This window comes from Shewanella marinintestina, from assembly GCF_023283845.1.
In the GTDB taxonomy this organism is placed as follows: domain Bacteria; phylum Pseudomonadota; class Gammaproteobacteria; order Enterobacterales; family Shewanellaceae; genus Shewanella; species Shewanella marinintestina.
The window spans coordinates 58626-75766 of sequence record NZ_JAKILC010000015.1; the positions used below are offsets into that span (position 1 = coordinate 58626).

The 17141-nt window shown below is 44.3% G+C and carries 15 protein-coding genes; 8 read left to right on the plus strand and 7 right to left on the minus strand.

Going from position 1 to position 17141, the window contains the following annotated elements:
- Positions 1 to 29: 29 nt before the first annotated feature.
- The 4 genes from L2747_RS15555 to L2747_RS15570 form a co-directional block, all read right to left on the minus strand.
- Positions 30 to 1472, minus strand: coding sequence for a pyridoxal phosphate-dependent decarboxylase family protein (locus tag L2747_RS15555; protein WP_248999926.1), 1443 nt, complete (start codon positions 1470 to 1472; stop codon positions 30 to 32).
- Positions 1473 to 1664: 192 nt separating this feature from the next.
- A complete protein-coding gene (locus L2747_RS15560) occupies positions 1665 to 2933 on the minus strand; it encodes a metal-dependent hydrolase family protein (protein ID WP_248999927.1) in 1269 nt (422 codons plus the stop codon).
- 148 nt (positions 2934 to 3081) lie between these two features.
- Positions 3082 to 4014: a helix-turn-helix domain-containing protein gene (locus tag L2747_RS15565; protein ID WP_248999928.1), complete on the minus strand. Its 933-nt coding sequence runs from the start codon at positions 4012 to 4014 to the stop codon at positions 3082 to 3084.
- 10 nt (positions 4015 to 4024) lie between these two features.
- Positions 4025 to 4906, minus strand: a complete 882-nt coding sequence (locus L2747_RS15570) for a sensor domain-containing protein (protein WP_248999929.1) — start codon at positions 4904 to 4906, stop codon at positions 4025 to 4027.
- Positions 4907 to 5348: 442 nt separating this feature from the next.
- Here L2747_RS15570 and L2747_RS15575 point away from each other — a divergent pair, with 442 nt between their 5' ends.
- On the plus strand, positions 5349 to 6047 hold the full coding sequence (locus tag L2747_RS15575; RefSeq protein WP_248999930.1) for an SOS response-associated peptidase family protein: 699 nt from the start codon (positions 5349 to 5351) through the stop codon (positions 6045 to 6047).
- Positions 6048 to 6063: 16 nt separating this feature from the next.
- Here L2747_RS15575 and L2747_RS15580 read toward each other — a convergent pair whose 3' ends face one another.
- From L2747_RS15580 to L2747_RS15590, 3 genes are all read right to left on the minus strand, one after another.
- On the minus strand, positions 6064 to 7131 hold the full coding sequence (locus tag L2747_RS15580; RefSeq protein WP_248999931.1) for a phosphotransferase enzyme family protein: 1068 nt from the start codon (positions 7129 to 7131) through the stop codon (positions 6064 to 6066).
- Positions 7132 to 7246: 115 nt separating this feature from the next.
- The gene (locus L2747_RS15585) at positions 7247 to 8152 is read right to left on the minus strand and encodes an NTP transferase domain-containing protein (protein WP_248999932.1); all 906 of its coding nucleotides are present in this window, start codon (positions 8150 to 8152) and stop codon (positions 7247 to 7249) included.
- Positions 8153 to 8275: 123 nt separating this feature from the next.
- Positions 8276 to 9379 carry a DUF805 domain-containing protein gene (locus L2747_RS15590; RefSeq protein ID WP_248999933.1) on the minus strand — a complete coding sequence of 368 codons (1104 nt, stop codon included), beginning with the start codon at positions 9377 to 9379 and terminating at the stop codon, positions 8276 to 8278.
- Positions 9380 to 9713: 334 nt separating this feature from the next.
- Here L2747_RS15590 and gmk point away from each other — a divergent pair, with 334 nt between their 5' ends.
- From gmk to L2747_RS15625, 7 genes are all read left to right on the plus strand, one after another.
- The gene (gene gmk / locus L2747_RS15595; protein WP_248999934.1) at positions 9714 to 10337 is read left to right on the plus strand and encodes a guanylate kinase; all 624 of its coding nucleotides are present in this window, start codon (positions 9714 to 9716) and stop codon (positions 10335 to 10337) included.
- Between the two features lie 61 nt (positions 10338 to 10398).
- Positions 10399 to 10680 (plus strand): DNA-directed RNA polymerase subunit omega, encoded by a 282-nt coding sequence (gene rpoZ / locus L2747_RS15600; RefSeq protein WP_012275521.1) that lies wholly within the window; start codon positions 10399 to 10401, stop codon positions 10678 to 10680.
- A gap of 13 nt (positions 10681 to 10693) precedes the next feature.
- Positions 10694 to 12799, plus strand: coding sequence for a bifunctional GTP diphosphokinase/guanosine-3',5'-bis pyrophosphate 3'-pyrophosphohydrolase (spoT, locus tag L2747_RS15605; protein WP_248999935.1), 2106 nt, complete (start codon positions 10694 to 10696; stop codon positions 12797 to 12799).
- A 39-nt stretch (positions 12800 to 12838) separates the two neighbouring features.
- A complete protein-coding gene (locus L2747_RS15610; RefSeq protein WP_248999936.1) occupies positions 12839 to 13222 on the plus strand; it encodes a RidA family protein in 384 nt (127 codons plus the stop codon).
- A 118-nt stretch (positions 13223 to 13340) separates the two neighbouring features.
- Positions 13341 to 14027, plus strand: coding sequence for a tRNA (guanosine(18)-2'-O)-methyltransferase TrmH (trmH, locus tag L2747_RS15615; RefSeq protein ID WP_248999937.1), 687 nt, complete (start codon positions 13341 to 13343; stop codon positions 14025 to 14027).
- Between the two features lie 288 nt (positions 14028 to 14315).
- Positions 14316 to 15971, plus strand: coding sequence for an AMP-binding protein (locus L2747_RS15620; RefSeq protein ID WP_248999938.1), 1656 nt, complete (start codon positions 14316 to 14318; stop codon positions 15969 to 15971).
- A gap of 182 nt (positions 15972 to 16153) precedes the next feature.
- Positions 16154 to 17077 carry a calcium/sodium antiporter gene (locus tag L2747_RS15625; RefSeq protein WP_248999939.1) on the plus strand — a complete coding sequence of 308 codons (924 nt, stop codon included), beginning with the start codon at positions 16154 to 16156 and terminating at the stop codon, positions 17075 to 17077.
- Positions 17078 to 17141 lie beyond the last annotated feature (64 nt).

Below are 17141 nucleotides of genomic sequence, written 5' to 3' on the forward strand. Positions count from 1 at the left end.
CACTCTCTTTGCTCGTTGAATTAATTACGTTAAACCGACTTAGGTAGTAGCGCTTTTTCGATATTAAATGCTTCGATGATCTTGTTTGCTGAAATATCAATATCCGCTATCGATGTGTGATAATTCAGCACTGAAAACAGCATGGTCTTTAAGCCTTTATAGCCTGATGTTGATGGATAAAGATATCCATCCTGCTGCAGTCTATGTACCACGCGTGCGGTAAGCTCATTGCGATATTCCACATCACCTGTGCCAAATTGCGCTGAGAATCGATTCGACACCACATCATTAAGAATGGTAATGCCGTCCACTTCTCGCAAAATATCAGCCATGCGTTTGGCCAAGGCGCAGCAGTTATCTAAATGATTTACGATGCCTTGCTTACCCAGCGACTTAAACGCGGCGTAGACAGGCAGACCACGGGCACGCCTTGATGCGGCTATTCCAAAGTTAATTGCATTACGGTCTGGCTTATCCATGGCATCATTTAGGTAGTCGCCCATATTGCCACCGCCCATTGCCGAAGTGATTTTGGCTGGGTCTTTCACTATCACCATGCCGCAGTCATATGGCATGTTGAACCACTTATGGCCATCGGTATCTATGGAGTCTGCTCGCTCAATGCCTTTTAATAAGTGTTTTTGTTTATCGCTGGCCGCAGCCCAAATCCCGATTGCGCCATCCACATGTAGCCAAGCGTTACCATGATTAGTGACGGCATCAGCAATCTCGTCGAAAGGATCGAATGCTCCCGAATCGATACAACCCGCTTGAGCACAAACCAGTGTGGGGCCGTTTATATCGGCCAACACACGCGCAAGCTCCTCGGGGATAAGGCGAAGATTATCGTCTGTTGGCACTTTCACTATGGTTTCAATACCCAAACCTATCATTGAAAGTGCACGCTTAATGGTTGAGTGAATTTGGTCACTCACAACCACATTCACCTGCGGCGCGCCATATAAACCTTTAGTGGCCACATCCCAGCCTGCATTTTCTAACAGTGAATTACGCGCGGTGATTAACGAGGTATAAATCGCTTCTTGAGCGCCTGAGGTAAAACCAACCGCTGAGCCTTTGGTTAAGCCAAGCAGTTCTACCATCCATTCAGCGGCTGTTTCTTCGGCAGCTGCCATGGCCGGGCTAGACACGTAATACGGCACATTTTGATCCCATGCGCTCACTAACCAGTCTGCCGCTAATGCCGCAGGAAAAGTGCCGCCTATGGCATAGCCAAAAAATCTTGGGCCACCAGAAGCTACCAGACCTGCGTCGAGTGACTTTGCCATTTGATCAATTACTAATTCTGGCGCCGTCGGTTGTTGCGGTAACTCACCAGCAATCAATTCGCGTAGCCGCGCAGAGGTGATCTCTTCGGCTACTGGACGTTCATCTAGCGACTCAAGGTAAGAGACTGCGTGATCTAAAGAACGCTCTAGTGAACCGCGGTATTCATTAAAATGGTGTGACATATTTAGTACTCTTCAAGTAGGAATTTGAGTCTAATATACCAGCGATATTTTTATAAAATGGCCATTTGGTGACAGTCAAAACAAAAGCTCTACAGTGGCGCTGAACAGTCAGATCTTTGATAGCAAAACGGCGCCTAGTTATATCAACTAAGCGCCGTTTTACTGCAGTAGCAGTCGCGATTATGGCAGCGATTACAACGTGTTTTTGTAGACGATTCCGTCTTTCATAATCATCTTTTGCTTATTGGTATCAGCAACACAGGCAATACCTGCAAGTGGATTGCCCTCAATGATCAATAGGTCAGCGTAAGCACCTTCAACCACTTTACCTAAACACCCTTGTTGGTACGGATGTTGATAAGTCGACATTTCAAATAAGCGTCCGCAGTTTGAGGTCGCCATTCGCAAAGCGGTTATTGTGTCGAAGGTCTGTTCAATCGCTGCGAGCTCATTGAGTTGAGTGACGTGTACGCTGGCTTCACCTACGCAGTCGGTACCAAATGCAATATTGTCGATCTGATATTGCTTAATCAGTTCGGCGGATTTGAGCATCGCCTTACCTACCCGTTCAGTTTTACGGTAGGTCTCTTCATTTGGTAGCGGGATCTTACGCTCTGCAATCAAAGACGCGGTAAAGTAAGACGGGATCACCCAAATACCTTTGTCTTTAATGGTTTGGGCAATGTCATCATCCATAATGGTGGCATGTTCAAACGACATCACTCCCGCCTCTGCGGCTCGGCGCATCGCGTCTGCCGTATGGATATGCGCTGCAACATAAGTGCCGTAATCAGTTGCCGCCTCAACAGCCGCTTTCATCTCATCAAGAGTAAATTGCAACGTATCGAGCGGGTCAAACGTGGATGATGCGCCGCCGCCAGCCATGATCTTAATTTGCGATGCGCCCATAAACAATTGCTCACGCACCGCTTTTAATACTTCTGATCTGCCATCTGCTACTTTCATTGCGCCAAGCTTCATCATCGGTGAGTCTTCGTGTTGGCCGATCCGCTCCTGCGCTTGATTTTGGCGGTAATCAGAATGACCACAGGTTTGAGAAACTGCGGCCATCGATGGCAAAATGCGTGGCCCCTTGGCGTAACCTTTGTCGATACTGTTTTTAAGGCCGAGGGTGTTACCTGCAACATCGCGAATGGTGGTAAAGCCACGCATCAACATCTCTTCTGAAATATGCGCTGAACGAATCGCCACCTCTTCACGGGTCATAGTGTCGATAACATTAAATGGTGCTGACAAGGTAATATGCACATGTGCGTCCATTAAACCTGGCATCACGGTGCCACCTTTAGCGTCAATCACCTCATCAGCAATCGACAAATCGATGTCATCTTGATGGCTAATTTTACGAATCAAGTTATCTTCAATCAGCACAGCAACATTCTCTAATAATTGGTTGTCGGTGCCGTTAAAAACATTGGCGTTGATAATAAGTTTTTTCATCGTTGAACCCTCGGTAGCATTGCTTTACTAAAATGGTTTCGTCTAACTGATAAGCAAATATTACCAACGTCACCGCCAGCATAATGGCCATTTGATGACACCAAATTAAACAGGGAATTTAACGTAATAATATGAGGGTAGCTCGAACTTAACGCCTTAATGTCGCGCTAGGATATTCGCCAAAAAGATGGGCATAATGTTGACTAAAACGGCCCGCATTTATCACGCCATATTTACGCATAACTTCAGCGACACTGGCATAACATGCAGATTTCAATTCTTCACGGATCAGATGCATGCGCCGAATGGTTAAATACTGTTTTGGCGTGATTGAATAGACTTTATTAAAGGCATATTCCAAGGTTCTTACGCTACAAAAACAGTGTTGAGCTAGCTCGGATATTGAGATGCGTAATCTACCGCTATTATTGATGTAATCAGACGCTCTCGCAGCTACTGCAAAGCGTTTGTTAAAGGGCATTGAATGGTTTTTAATCCCACTAGAAAGTTCAAACAATATTCTTAGGTTATTGGCGATGTATTCCTGAATATCAAAAGCCAAGATTGGCGAAATGCTGTGATGATTAGCAAGGGTCAAGTCGATAATATAACTCAGTTCTGATTGGAATTTATCGAAAGAATAAAGCTTAACGTTACCGCTTCTTATCCCCTCTGATTGTGCAATCACGGCATCGAGTAATTCATGGCCTAACACTCGTTTCAAGTAACTGATCTCAACGGCTAAGTGATAGCCATCAAAAGAGGAAGGATATACTGCGATAATCTCCTGTGATGGAGGGATCACATACAAACTCTGGTTGAGTAGCTCGATGCCATTCACTTTTAGCCGCTGTTTGTTCTTCGGCACGGTAAAACTAATAAAATCGGCATCACACTGACCGTGGAACATGATGGACTGCTCGAAGCCTAGACGGGAAATATAAAGGTTAGGAAAATGAACCATCTCACTTGAGAAGTGCATTTTCCCTGATGAAAGCTGACGTGCAAATTGATCTAGATGAGTAAATGATTTAACCAGTTCTTCTATTTCGTTATGAACAATAACTACTCTCTCTAGCATAGCTTTGCTCTCACGGCTCAGTTGCGTAACTCGAAAAATGATAACTCGCCGAAACACCAAAATGCTCTTTTGCTCGATACATCGCTTTATCGGCCAAACTCAACTCTTGGGTACAATCAAATTGCTTAACCCTAAAAATGATTGCACCTATGCTTGCGCCAACCTCCAATAAAAGATCACCTACACAAAATGGCTGTCTAAGCACTTGCTCAACCTTGTGTACCATTTTTCGGCCGAGCTCTTCTGTGGCGATATTGGAAAACACTATCGAGAATTCATCACCACCAAGGCGAGATAAGCAATCTTGATTGCGGCAACAGCCCTGCAGCCGCTTTCCGACAATATAGAGCACCTCATCGCCGACGGCGTGACCATACTTGTCATTAATGCGTTTAAACCAATCAAGGTCGATATACAGCATGGCTAAGTGCTCATCTTTCTCTTTGGTTTTTTTGGCTGCATTTTTTAAGTCACTATAAAAAATCCGTCGATTAGGTAAACCAGTCAAAGGATCTAGATTGGCACGCCTCCAAGCACTCTTTTCATACTCCTTACGTGCCGTAATATCTCTCGCAATAGCGATAAAATATTCCACACCTTGGTAAGTCGAAATTGAGACACTGTTCTCGACAGGGAAAATACTGCCGTCTAGCTTTTTATGGTAGGTTTCATACACGCTGTTGTGTTCATTTTTAATTCTTAATGCGACGTCTTTCCATTCATTTAAATCATGGATGTTAATATCGATATCAAAGATTTTAATCCCATTAAAATCACCTGAAGAATATTGCAATCGGCGGTACGCTGAATAATTACAGCTTAAAATAGTTCCGCTATCCGGCTCTATAATGTAAATCGCGTCATTGGAATGTTTCACTAAGGTATCCAACATATCAAACTACCTTCATAGCCTGTAAAATCAACAACATAAGACTAGCAATGGATAATATTGAAATCCTTGAACTTAAAAGCTGCCAGACTTTTAAGTAATATCTATATCTCACTCTCAATTTGAAGCTTCATTGCTCAAAAATAATTAATCTAAAATTCTAACCTAAGATTTAACATCCTCTTTTTAATAATGTTCCTTACGCAGCTACGTGTATAAAAACAAAGTTACCCATATCTGTTAACTTTTGAAACCCAACCGCCGAATATTTGCGTAAAGCGTATAAAGCGCTCACAAAACAAACTAACTTGCTAAAGCTTGTTATATTCGTAACACAATCATGAAGTCTTATTCGTTTAGCGCTCTTTGCGAATTTCTTTAGTCGCTATACTCAATTTAAAATCATTCATATACTGAATAATGTGGTTTAATTTTGGGATAATTTATGTGCGGTCGGCTAAACATCATTGATGACATGTTTGTACAAGCATTGATGGAAGATTTGCGGATTAAAAACCAGCAAGAGATGCTGTTTGGGCGCTTTAAAATGCCAACTAATGACATCAGTATTGTGCGCGAAATTGATGGCGAGCGTAGGTTACAAACGGCGACCTGGTGGTTACTACTTGAAACAGCTTACGAAGGCTTTAAGCCTAGCCGTTATACCTCATTTAACACCCGGTTCGATAAACTAAACACACCCAATAGCGCTGGTTTTACGGCCTTTAGAGAGAATCGTTGCTTAGTGCTAGCCAGTGGTTTTGGTGAAACAGAAAAGCAGGGAAAAGACACTTACTATCATGACTTTATTGCCGAAAATTCAGCAATGGTATTTGGCGGGTTATATCGAGACTGGCTGCATCCTAAAACGGGGGAAATCACCACATCTTGCTCCATTATCACTAACCCACCGCATCCCGATTTAATGCCATACCACAGTAAAGCGAGTCCGATGATTTTGCCACAAAATGATGACGTGTTCGATGCCTGGTTAAACCCAGCAAACCAGCAAGTAGAGATGTTTGATGACTTACTTAAACCTGCTCTTAGGCATGATTTTACGGTACAGCAAATAAACAAGCCGAGCCAGTATCAACCTATTGGTCAAACTGCTCGGCTTATTCCTAACGACTACTCTAGCTAATCGTTAGCTGAAAGACTTAGTTTAGGTAAGCGCTTAATGTGTCTTGCTGATTTAGTAAACTTTGATACATAGTAAACTGGTTTGCAGCCCGCTCTAGGTTATGGCCTTGATGGTGAATTTGGAAATACACATCGCCATTTAGATGATCGGTTAGGAACCGTACGCCAATCATTAAACACATCACTCTGGCACCTAACCACAAGCTCTTGCGCTCATCATCATTAAGCACATCACCCAGCTCACTTAAGTACCCTTTACAGATAGCGCCAAATATAGACTCGCGTACCTGCACTTTATCAAGCGCTGTAGAGTCCTCTTCTTCTGGGCTGCAAAAAGTACGAACCATGTCACCAAAGTCATACATTAAATAGCCTTTCATGCAGGTATCTAAGTCGATAATAGCTAAGCTCGACATGTCACGCTTATCAAAAAGCATGTTGTTGATTTTGGTGTCGTTATGACAAATTCTATGCGGAAGTTTAGTTTCTACCGCAGCTAACTCTTGCAGTAAATCTTGCTGCGATAATACAAAATCAACCCAGTCACGGCACTGATTGACTCGACCATGACTGTCTGTCTGAACCGCTTGCTCAAGCAGCTCAATACGCCCTGGAAGGTGATGAAAGTTAGGGATCACATCTTCTATCGTGTCTGCATCAAGCTCTGTTAACGCGGCAGAGAAATGACCAAAAGCTTTTGCTGCCATTTCGGCATCCGCTTCACAGCCGACAACATCAATACTGTGGCTATGTGGTAAATAATTGATACCGCGCCAAAAACCGTGTTCGCCTAAATCAACGAATAGATCTTTGTTTGTTGTGACTTCAGGTGACACGACTTGCAAACCGTATTGGCCTGACGCCACTTTAGCATGCAAATGTTGGCTGATTTTGTCAGCGTTATACACTAAAGCTGTTGGTGTTTTAAATACCTCAGTATTTATTTTCTGCAGCACAAAATCGCTATCAGGGCCGCGCACTAAAAACGTATAGTTAATATGGCCATTTCCCAAAGGGGATATTTTGGCGTCATCTGCTGCAACACCAAAATGCGACAAAACATTTTGTCTTATAAAATCTATCACCCAACACTCCAGTTATTTTCTGTATCACTTCTGCTATCTGGGCTTTTTCCAGACTTTCCCTGCAAAGGCTTTATTAAAAATGGTTTTATTTTAATTGTGTAAGCTACCTCTAGGGCTAAATTGCCGTTAGAGTTTCCTGTAGCTTTGATCTCACCCACTGTACATCTTCAGGGTAAGTCACCCCATACCAAGACTCTTGCGCCACACTGACGTTAACGCCCCAATCAGATGTACTTTGGAGCTCTGCATCGATCCGTGCTTGCACCACGTTAGGCAAATAGCATTCAGTTTTTGGCTGCTTGCCATGCTGCTTTAAAAATTCACTAAACTGCTGTTCTATCACACCAAAAATGTCAGGTTTAAATCCCCAACAAGTCATAGAAACCACAGCATCATCGGTCAGAGCAAACTGTTGCTCGTTAAGCGTACCGGTAAGCTCTGCGCCATCTTTGCGGATATCTAACCATTCAGCGACATCGATAAGCTTACCGTTTTCAACCTGGCATAGACCACGGTTAACGCCGCCATTATCTGATAAGGTCAACCCAATTGGGTATCCGACCATCATCCAGTTGTCATCAGCTGTTGATAATCCTTCGGCTAATAAGCTAAACGCACTGTCGCCATAAAAATCATCGGCATTAATCACTGCCATAGGCCCATCTACATGGGCTCTAGCGCTCCAAAGTGCATGCGCTGTCCCCCAAGGCTTTTGGCGTTGTGCGATATCTGCAAAAGCTTGTGCTTCTAAAGGCAGATCATCAATCGACTGCAAGCAATATACGCAGCTAAAATCATCGCTTAACTTACCTGCTAGCGCTTGGTCTAGCATAGGCGCTAATTCTGGCCTAATCACCAAAACCGCTTTGGTAAACCCAGCTTTGTACGCACTCTTTAATGAGAGTTCCAACATCGTTTCGCCATTAGGTCCAAGTTCTGCCAGCTGTTTATCACCGCCAAATCGGCTACCTAAACCTGCCGCAAGGATCACTAAGGTCAATTGTTGTGCGTTGTTACTCATGAAGTCTTTCATCTCTCAAACAGATGCAATTTAGCATCACAATAAGGCGACGCAGTTTAAAGATACTACAAAGCAATATCCAGCGATAATAGCCATATAACAATAATGCTTGGGCGCATTTGCTTATAAATAACGCCTAAACTCTGCCACTTTACCAAGCGCAGCCTGACTCCCTTTCAAGCTGAAGTTGTAGCCACAGACACTAACGTTACCGCGTCTTGCCATATCAATAATAATCGCTTCGGTATCTAATGGTGAGAATCGTGCTTCTGTAGCGCTATCAGCCAATAAATCAACCACCATTGGACGATACTCAGTGCCATTGTTAAACCTTAAGCCTGAACAGGTTTTATCACCTTTGGCCGTGGCGAGGGACCAAAGTTGTTCTGCCGCCCCCGTTTCTCCTAACCAGCGCATAATCAGCACTTCATCTTCTAATACTAAGCTAAAGCCGTCTGGCATAGCAGTAAGCACTCGAGTCGCTTGCGGCTTGGTTGCGGGTTCAGTTTGTATTTGTTCTGCGCTTTCATCGTCAGGCGTACTTTCAGGGATGAGCGACCAAATGCTTGTAACTAGCATAACAACCACAAGACTGGCTGCGGTGATCAATAATGGCTTTTTATTGGTCAGCAAAACCTTTTGCAATTGGCTTGCATCAAATGCATTGCGATCTCGCACTCGGCGCTGATCAATACTGGTATCTCTCGTCTGTTCGCTTTGTTCGCTGCGATGAATTGGCTCTGGATTGTCACTAAGGTTTGCAGCAACATCTTCACCGCCCAATGTAGGCTCAACACGCACTCGATGATTAGCTTTTGCCGTTGCTGGCTGAACACTACGCATATCCACTGGGCCAGAGTAACCTTGTACGTAGTTAACGCTGGTTACTGCGGGCAGTATGGCCAAATAACCAACAGCGAGAGCCGCAACTAGCACAAATGTTAATAACAACATCACGCTATGGATATGCACTAAAGTAACCAACACCAATAAAAACGGCAGTAATGTTAGCGCCAATAGTTGCGGCCCTTTGCCGCTATCTCGCAATCTACGCAATGTGGTTAATGCTAATACTGGCGCCAATAAAAGGGCGACAAAATACAAAGCAGCAGTCGGGCCGACCAAGGCTACAGATAACAATAAAGCTAAATAAGTCAGACCACTAATTGAAGCGAAACGCTTACTATTGTCTAACCCTACGAGGCATAAAAACGATTTCAACTGCATATATTTATCAACCTTAATTAACATCCGATAACTCGGCAGCCTCAATTTTAGAGTGACTGCACACCCGAATTTCATGCTCAGGCGAAAGCACAAAACGAAACAAGTAGCCTACCGAATTTAGCCGCATCTGTCAGTGTTTTCGGGCTATTTATCGCAGTTGATATTAGCGGTAACGCTTGCTTTAACGAATACAACAACGCAATTAGCCTACTAATTAATGCATCTGTGACTAGCACAAATATCACCCTAGGCTGTATAATGGCTCGCTTAATCTTTTACCCGCACAATTTGGGCTATCGCTCCAATTGAGTGCACACATCGGATATAGCAGCTAATGACCGCTCGCGGAAACCTATTTATCGTCTCGGCGCCAAGTGGCGCAGGTAAATCATCGCTTATTTCAGCCCTATTAAGGGATCAACCTGTAGATATGCAAGTTTCAGTTTCGCACACCACCAGACAACCGCGTCCAGGTGAAGAGAATGGTCAACATTATCATTTCGTTTCTCAAGATGAGTTCAAAAGCTTAATCGCTGATAACGCATTTTTTGAATGGGCTGAAGTATTCGGTAACTATTATGGCACTTCTCGTGTCACGATTGAGCAAACGCTAGAGAAAGGTATCGATGTATTTTTAGATATCGACTGGCAAGGCGCGCAGCAAGTTAAAGAACTAATGCCTGAATCTATTGGTGTTTTTATCTTACCGCCATCAAAAGCTGAACTAGAACGCCGCCTAACAGGCCGCGGACAAGACAGCGAAGAAGTGATTGCAGGCCGCATGGCTCAAGCAGTTTCAGAAATGTCACACTACAATGAATATGACTTCGTAATAGTGAATGATGATTTCGATAAAGCATTGGCTGATCTTTTAGCGATCATTCGCAGTCAAAGATTAACCTCTGCTAGCCAAATTCATACGCAGAATGGTATGATTAAAGATCTGTTGGCAGGCTAACTGTCTTCATGTACAATTTTGCGTCATTTTTTCAATCGATAAAACACTGGAGTTTCCAAACATGGCTCGCGTAACTGTAGAAGATGCCGTAAACCAAATCGGCAACCGTTTTGATATGATTCTGGTTGCAGCGCGTCGTGCTCGCCAAATCGCTGTTCAGGGTAAAGACCCTATGGTTGAAGAAGAGAACGACAAGCCAACGGTTATCGCCCTGCGCGAAATCGAGCTAGGTTTAGTCACAGCTGATACTTTGGATGCTGATGAGCGCCAAACAGTTCGTGAACGTGAAGCAGCTGAAATTGCTGCTGTTGCTGCCATCGCTGAAGGCCGCAACGCTATATAAGGAGTAGAGTCACTTGTATCTGTTTGAAGGTCTCAAGGAGTCTGCTTCAGGTTATTTAGAACCTGAGCAGGTAGAATTACTCAAGCAGGCCTATCAGGTGGCGCGCGATGCCCATGAAGGTCAGATGCGCACGAGTGGCGAACCTTATATTACCCATCCGGTTGCGGTCGCCCGCATCCTGGCCGATATGCGTCTCGATCATGAGACGCTTATGGCCGCTCTCTTGCACGACACTATCGAAGACACCCCTGTAACCAAAGAAGAACTAGCTGAACTATTCAGCGAGTCAATTGCTGAATTGGTTGAAGGCGTTTCTAAGCTAGATAAGCTAAAATTCCGCGACAAGAAAGAAGCCCAAGCTGAAAACTTCCGCAAAATGATGATGGCGATGACCCAAGATATTCGTGTCATCCTAATCAAGCTTGCCGATAGAACCCACAATATGCGCACTTTAGGTGCTCTGCGCCCTGATAAGCGTCGCCGTATTGCCCGTGAAACCCTCGAAATTTACGCACCAATCGCCAACCGTCTTGGTATTCACAATATTAAGAGCGAGTTAGAAGAACTAGGCTTCCAAGCCTACTATCCGATGCGACATCGCGTACTTAAAGAGGTGGTTAAATCCGCTCGTGGCAATCGTAAAGAAATTATCCAAAGTATCGAAGCCGCTATTACCACACGCCTTGAAGATACTGGCCTAGAAGGCACGGTTAAAGGACGTGAGAAGAACCTTTATTCCATCTATAACAAGATGTGTAATAAAGAGTTGCAATTCCAAGAAGTCATGGATATCTATGCCTTCCGAGTCATCGTTGACTCTATCGATACCTGTTACCGCGTTATGGGTGCCATGCATGGCCTTTATAAGCCGCATCCAGGTCGCTTTAAAGATTATATTGCTATCCCTAAAGCTAACGGCTATCAGTCACTGCATACTTCACTTTTTGGCCCTCACGGTGTACCTGTGGAGATCCAAATTCGTACTGAAGATATGGACCAAATGGCTGATAAAGGGGTCGCGGCTCACTGGCTGTACAAGAAAGGCAGCTCAGCAGAGCAAGGCACGACAACCCAAGTTCGTGCCCGTAAGTGGATGCAAAGCTTGCTGGAACTGCAGCAAAGCGCCAGCACCTCTTTTGAATTTGTTGAAAACTTTAAGACTGAACTCTTCCCTGAAGAGATCTATGTGTTTACCCCTGAAGGCCGTATTTTAGAGCTACCAGTGGGCGCAACACCTGTCGACTTTGCTTACGAAGTCCACACTGACGTGGGTAACACCTGCGTCGGCGCTAAAGTTAACCGTCAAGCATATCCATTAAGTCAGCCACTTATCTCCGGTCAAACCGTTGAGATTATTACCGCTAACGGCGCACGCCCGAATGCAGCATGGCTTAACTTTGTGGTTACTGGTAAAGCGCGCGCTAAAATCCGCCAGTTGCTTAAGAGCTTGAAAGAAGACGATGCCATTTTATTAGGTAAGCGCCTACTTAATCACGCTCTAGGTGAGACTAAGCTCGATAGCATGTCACCTGAACAGATTGAAAAAGTCGTTAAAGATACCAAGCACGACACCTTGGATGCACTGCTTGCTGATATTGGCTTAGGCAACGCGATGAGTATTGTTATTGCTCAGCGTCTGCGTGGCGATCAAGTTGATGCCGAAGAGCATAAAGAAGATCACACCATGCCTATTCGTGGTGCCGACGGCATGTTGGTCACCTTTGCTAATTGCTGTCGCCCAATTCCTGGTGACGCAGTAATTGCCCACGTTAGCCCAGGTAAAGGCCTTGTGGTTCACATGGAAAGCTGCGCAAATATTCGTGGTTATCAGGGTGAGCCAGACAAGTATATTCCTGTTCAATGGGATAGCGCTGACGGTGTTGAATACCAAGCTAACTTGCGAGTTGAAATCGTTAACCACCAAGGTGCGTTAGCGAAGATTACTTCAATTGTCGCGGCTGAAGGTTCGAATATTCATAACTTAACCACAGAAGAACGCGATGGACGAGTATTCCTCATTAATCTGCGTATTTCTGTGCGTGACCGTATTCATTTAGCTAACGTAATGCGTCGTATTAGGGTATTACCTGAAGTATTACGTACATCTAGGAATCGTTAACAAACTCAATATTGCACTCAGTAAAAACAAGGACAGATCATGGCAGAGAAAATTATCATCGCGACCGCTAAAGCGCCACAAGCAATTGGCACATACTCTCAAGCAGTAAAAGTAGGTAGCACGGTTTATTTATCAGGCCAGATCCCACTCGTTCCAGAAACAATGCAGATTGTTAGCGATGAGTTTGAAGCACAAGTAGTGCAGGTATTTGACAACCTTACAGCGGTTTGTGAAGCTGCTGGCGGCTCATTAGGCGATATCGTAAAGCTAAATATCTTTATGACTGATCTAAGCAACTTCGCTACGGTAAATGAAATTATGGGTCGCTACTTTGAGCAGCCTTATCCAGCTCGTGCTGCCATTGGCGTTAAGCAACTGCCAAAAGACTCACTAGTTGAGATGGACGGAGTGATGGAGATTTAATCTCCCATCACTTTATCGATTGGGCGCTACGGCGCCCATTTTATTTTTTAGCGTTCGCAGGCTAAGGCTTTGCGGCAAAATACAGATCCCAATTAACAGTACAGAATAGAAGCCTATCATGAGTCCTGAACGTTTCGCCCGCATCAATGAGATGTTAGATAATCGCCAACCCGATCTCACCGTCTGCTTAGATACCGTGCATAAAGGCAATAACATTGCCGCCGTACTGCGTACTGCCGATGCTGCAGGAATTCATGAAGTGCATGCTGTTTGGTCTGATCTAGAAATGCGCGTATCGGGCAACACGGCCTCAGGTAGCCAACAATGGGTTAAGACTCGCGTGCATCAGAGTATGGCGCAAGCAGTTGAAGAGTTTCGCGCTAAAGACATGCAAATTTTAGCGACCACGTTTTCAGATACGGCCGTCGATTTCAGAGAGATTGATTACACCAAGCCCACTGTGATAATTATGGGTAACGAGCGCGATGGCGTAAGCCCAGAAGGAATAGCCGCTGCAGACCAGCACATCATTATCCCTATGATAGGCATGGTGCAGTCGCTAAACGTATCAGTAGCGTCCGCACTGATCATGTATGAAGCTCAGCGTCAACGCACTGAAGCAGGCATGTATGGCACCCGCAAGCTCGATGAAGCTTATTGCCAAATAAAGCTATTCGAGCAAGGCCACCCGATTTATGCCAAAGCTTGTCGCCGTAAAAAGCTACCTTACCCAGCCGTTGATGAAAGCGGACAAATTGTTGCCGATGAAGACTGGTGGCAGAAAATGCGCGCCCCTTCAGAGTAGCTTTTTAGCTTTCTTCTAAGTGCCAATCTTTGAATAATCGCAAAGGTACATCAATACCAGCTTCTGCTGGTATTTTTATATTGATACCTCTACAGACCCCTCAAGCTAATTTTTCGGCCTGCGTAAGTCGAATCCAACAAAATTGTAACACCCGTTTGAAAAAGTTTGTCTTAGATCACATTTTTCGCCATACTCAATATTGCAACATCAGCTTATTAAACGAACGATTAAAACAAATATAAAGCAATAAGCTGAATTGGAATCAACAATAATCAATATGGAAATGCGATGGAATCTTCTATGAAAACCCCAATTGAGATGCTTGAACATTGGGTTGAAAAACAAGGCGATCAAGTTTATCTAAAGCAGCCAATTGATGGTCAGTATAAGACTTTTACTTGGCGCGATGTGCAAACAAAAATGCAGCAGATTGCTGGCGCATTAAGACACCTTGGCCTCAACCCTGGCGACAAAGTTGCTGTTCTTTCTAAAAACTGTGCCGAATGGTTTATTACCGACTTAGCGCTAATGCATGGCGGCTATATTAGCGTCCCTATCTACCCAACGGCTAACGCTGATACTATTCGCTACACCCTAGAGCACAGTGAAGCCAAAGCCATTTTTATCGGTAAACTCGATTACTGGGCCGACCAAGAAGCCGGTGTCGGCGGCGATATTTTGCGCCTTGCCATGCCATACGACACCATGCCGTCACAGTATCACTGGGATAAAATGCTCAATATGGGTCAACCTCTCATTGATGCTCCGCTGCCAACACCAGAGCAGATCATGACCATTATCTACACCTCTGGATCGACTGGTAAGCCAAAAGGTGCAATTCAGAATTTTGCCAGCTACGCCTGGACCTGTACTGCGGTAGTCCGCGATCTAAAAACGGATGTTGAAGACAGATTACTGTCTTACTTGCCACTAGCACATATTACCGAACGTGTGGCGATTCAAGGCTCATCATTCTATTCAGGCAGTAGCGTTGCTTTTGTTGAAAGCTTAGATAGCTTTGTTGCTGACGTGCAGCGCGCCAGACCAACAGTATTCTTCTCTGTACCGCGCCTGTGGAGCCTATTCCAGAAAAATATTATCGACAAAATTGGCTACAGCAAGCTTAACTTGCTGCTTAAAGTACCCATTGTTAGTGGTATCGTTAAGCGTAAAATCCATCAAGGGCTAGGTTTAGAGCATTGTCATCTACTGGGTTCTGGCTCTGCACCAATCCCGCCATCATTGGTTGAGTGGTATCACAAGATTGGTTTAAACATCTCAGAAGCCTGGGGCATGACAGAAAACTGCGCTTACTCGATTATTAACCATCCGTTTGATCCTCGTAAAATTGGCTCAGTTGGTCGCGCCGTTGAAGGTTGTGAGGCTAAGCAGTCTGACGTAGGTGAATTACTGGTTAAGAGCCCTGGCTTAATGCAAGGCTATTACAAACAGGAAGAAGAAAGCGCGAAGTGCTTTGATGCAGAAGGCTTCTTCCATACAGGCGATCTTTGTTCTATTGATGATGAGGGTAATGTAAGCATTACTGGCCGCGTTAAAGACAACTTTAAAACGGCTAAGGGTAAATATGTTGCTCCAGTGCCAATCGAGCGTAAGCTTGCACAAGATCCCCATGTAGAGATGATCTGTGTGATTGGCTCAGGTCTGCCGCATCCTATCGCATTAGTACAACTGTCAGAAGGTGCTGCGCTGCAACCTAGAGAAGAAGTGCGAGCTTCTTTAAAAGGGACTGTCGATGCGGTGAATCCACATCTTGAGTCACATGAAACTGTCGATGCTATTGTCATTGTCAGTGAGCCTTGGGACGTTGAAAACGACGTATTAACCCCAACACTGAAGATTAAACGTCATGTGCTTGAGAAGAAGTTTAGCGAAAAGGTTGATGGTACTCGCGGCGGCAAAGTTTGCTGGGAAGACGAAATTTAAGCATTAGTTAGCGCTTCCAAACCGTTATAACGGCACACTTCAAAGTGTGCCGTTTTGTTTTTGTGACAAATAATCAGCAATTAACTAAATTTAATGAGTAACAAGCAGTTTTTTATTGCGCAATTTTTGAAAGAAACTATTCTTGCCATCCTTTCAAAGAAACCCAAATTATAGAGTCAACCATGTTTATTTTTTTGTCGATACTCGGCGGCTTTTTAATTCTTACTGTTGGTGCTGAAGCCTTAGTAAGAGGAGCAAGCCAAATAGCCCTAAGATTAGGGCTTACACCACTTATTATTGGTTTAACCATTGTTGCCTTTGGTACCAGTGCGCCAGAACTTGCTGTAAGCGTAAAATCTGCGATTGCCGGTAATAGTGGCATCGCTTTAGGTAACGTCATTGGCTCTAACATTGCCAATATCGGCCTAATTTTAGGTATTACCGCGCTTATCCGTCCGATCAAAATTGAATCGCAAATGGTACGTCGTGACATTCCAATCATGATTGCTGCGTCACTACTATTCTGGAGCTTACTACTTGATGGTGGTTTAAGCTTCTGGGACGGCGCAATTTTATTCGCATTACTAGTGGCTTACTTAACTTTCAGCTATTTCACTGCTGAAAAGCAAACTGACGATGATGTGGAAGACACTAAGCAAAACCCAATGCTATCAGTGCTATTTATCGTTATCGGTATCAGCATGTTAGTGGGTGGCGGCATTTTATTCGTTGATGGCGCTGTTGCTATGGCGCAGTCATTTGGCATTAGCGAAGTGATTATCGGTTTAACAATTGTTGCTATCGGCACCAGTATGCCTGAGCTTGTGACTTCTATTGTGGCAGCACTTAAAGGTCAAAGCGACATCGCAATTGGTAACGTTGTTGGCTCAAACCTATTCAATATTTTGGGTATTTTAGGTGTGACTGCACTTATTCACCCAATTGTTGGCAGTGAAATTAGCAACCTCGACTGGAGTGCGATGATTGCCTTTGCGGTTATCTTACTACCGTTTGCTTACACAGGTCTGCGTATTGGTCGTCGTGAAGCTGCAATACTGGTATTAAGCTATCTAGGCTACATTGGCTACCTAGTGGCTCAAGTTTAAGCGATAAGCCTTCGGCTTCAAGTTAAATAGAAATGGCCTAAAGTGCACTGCACCTTAGGCCATT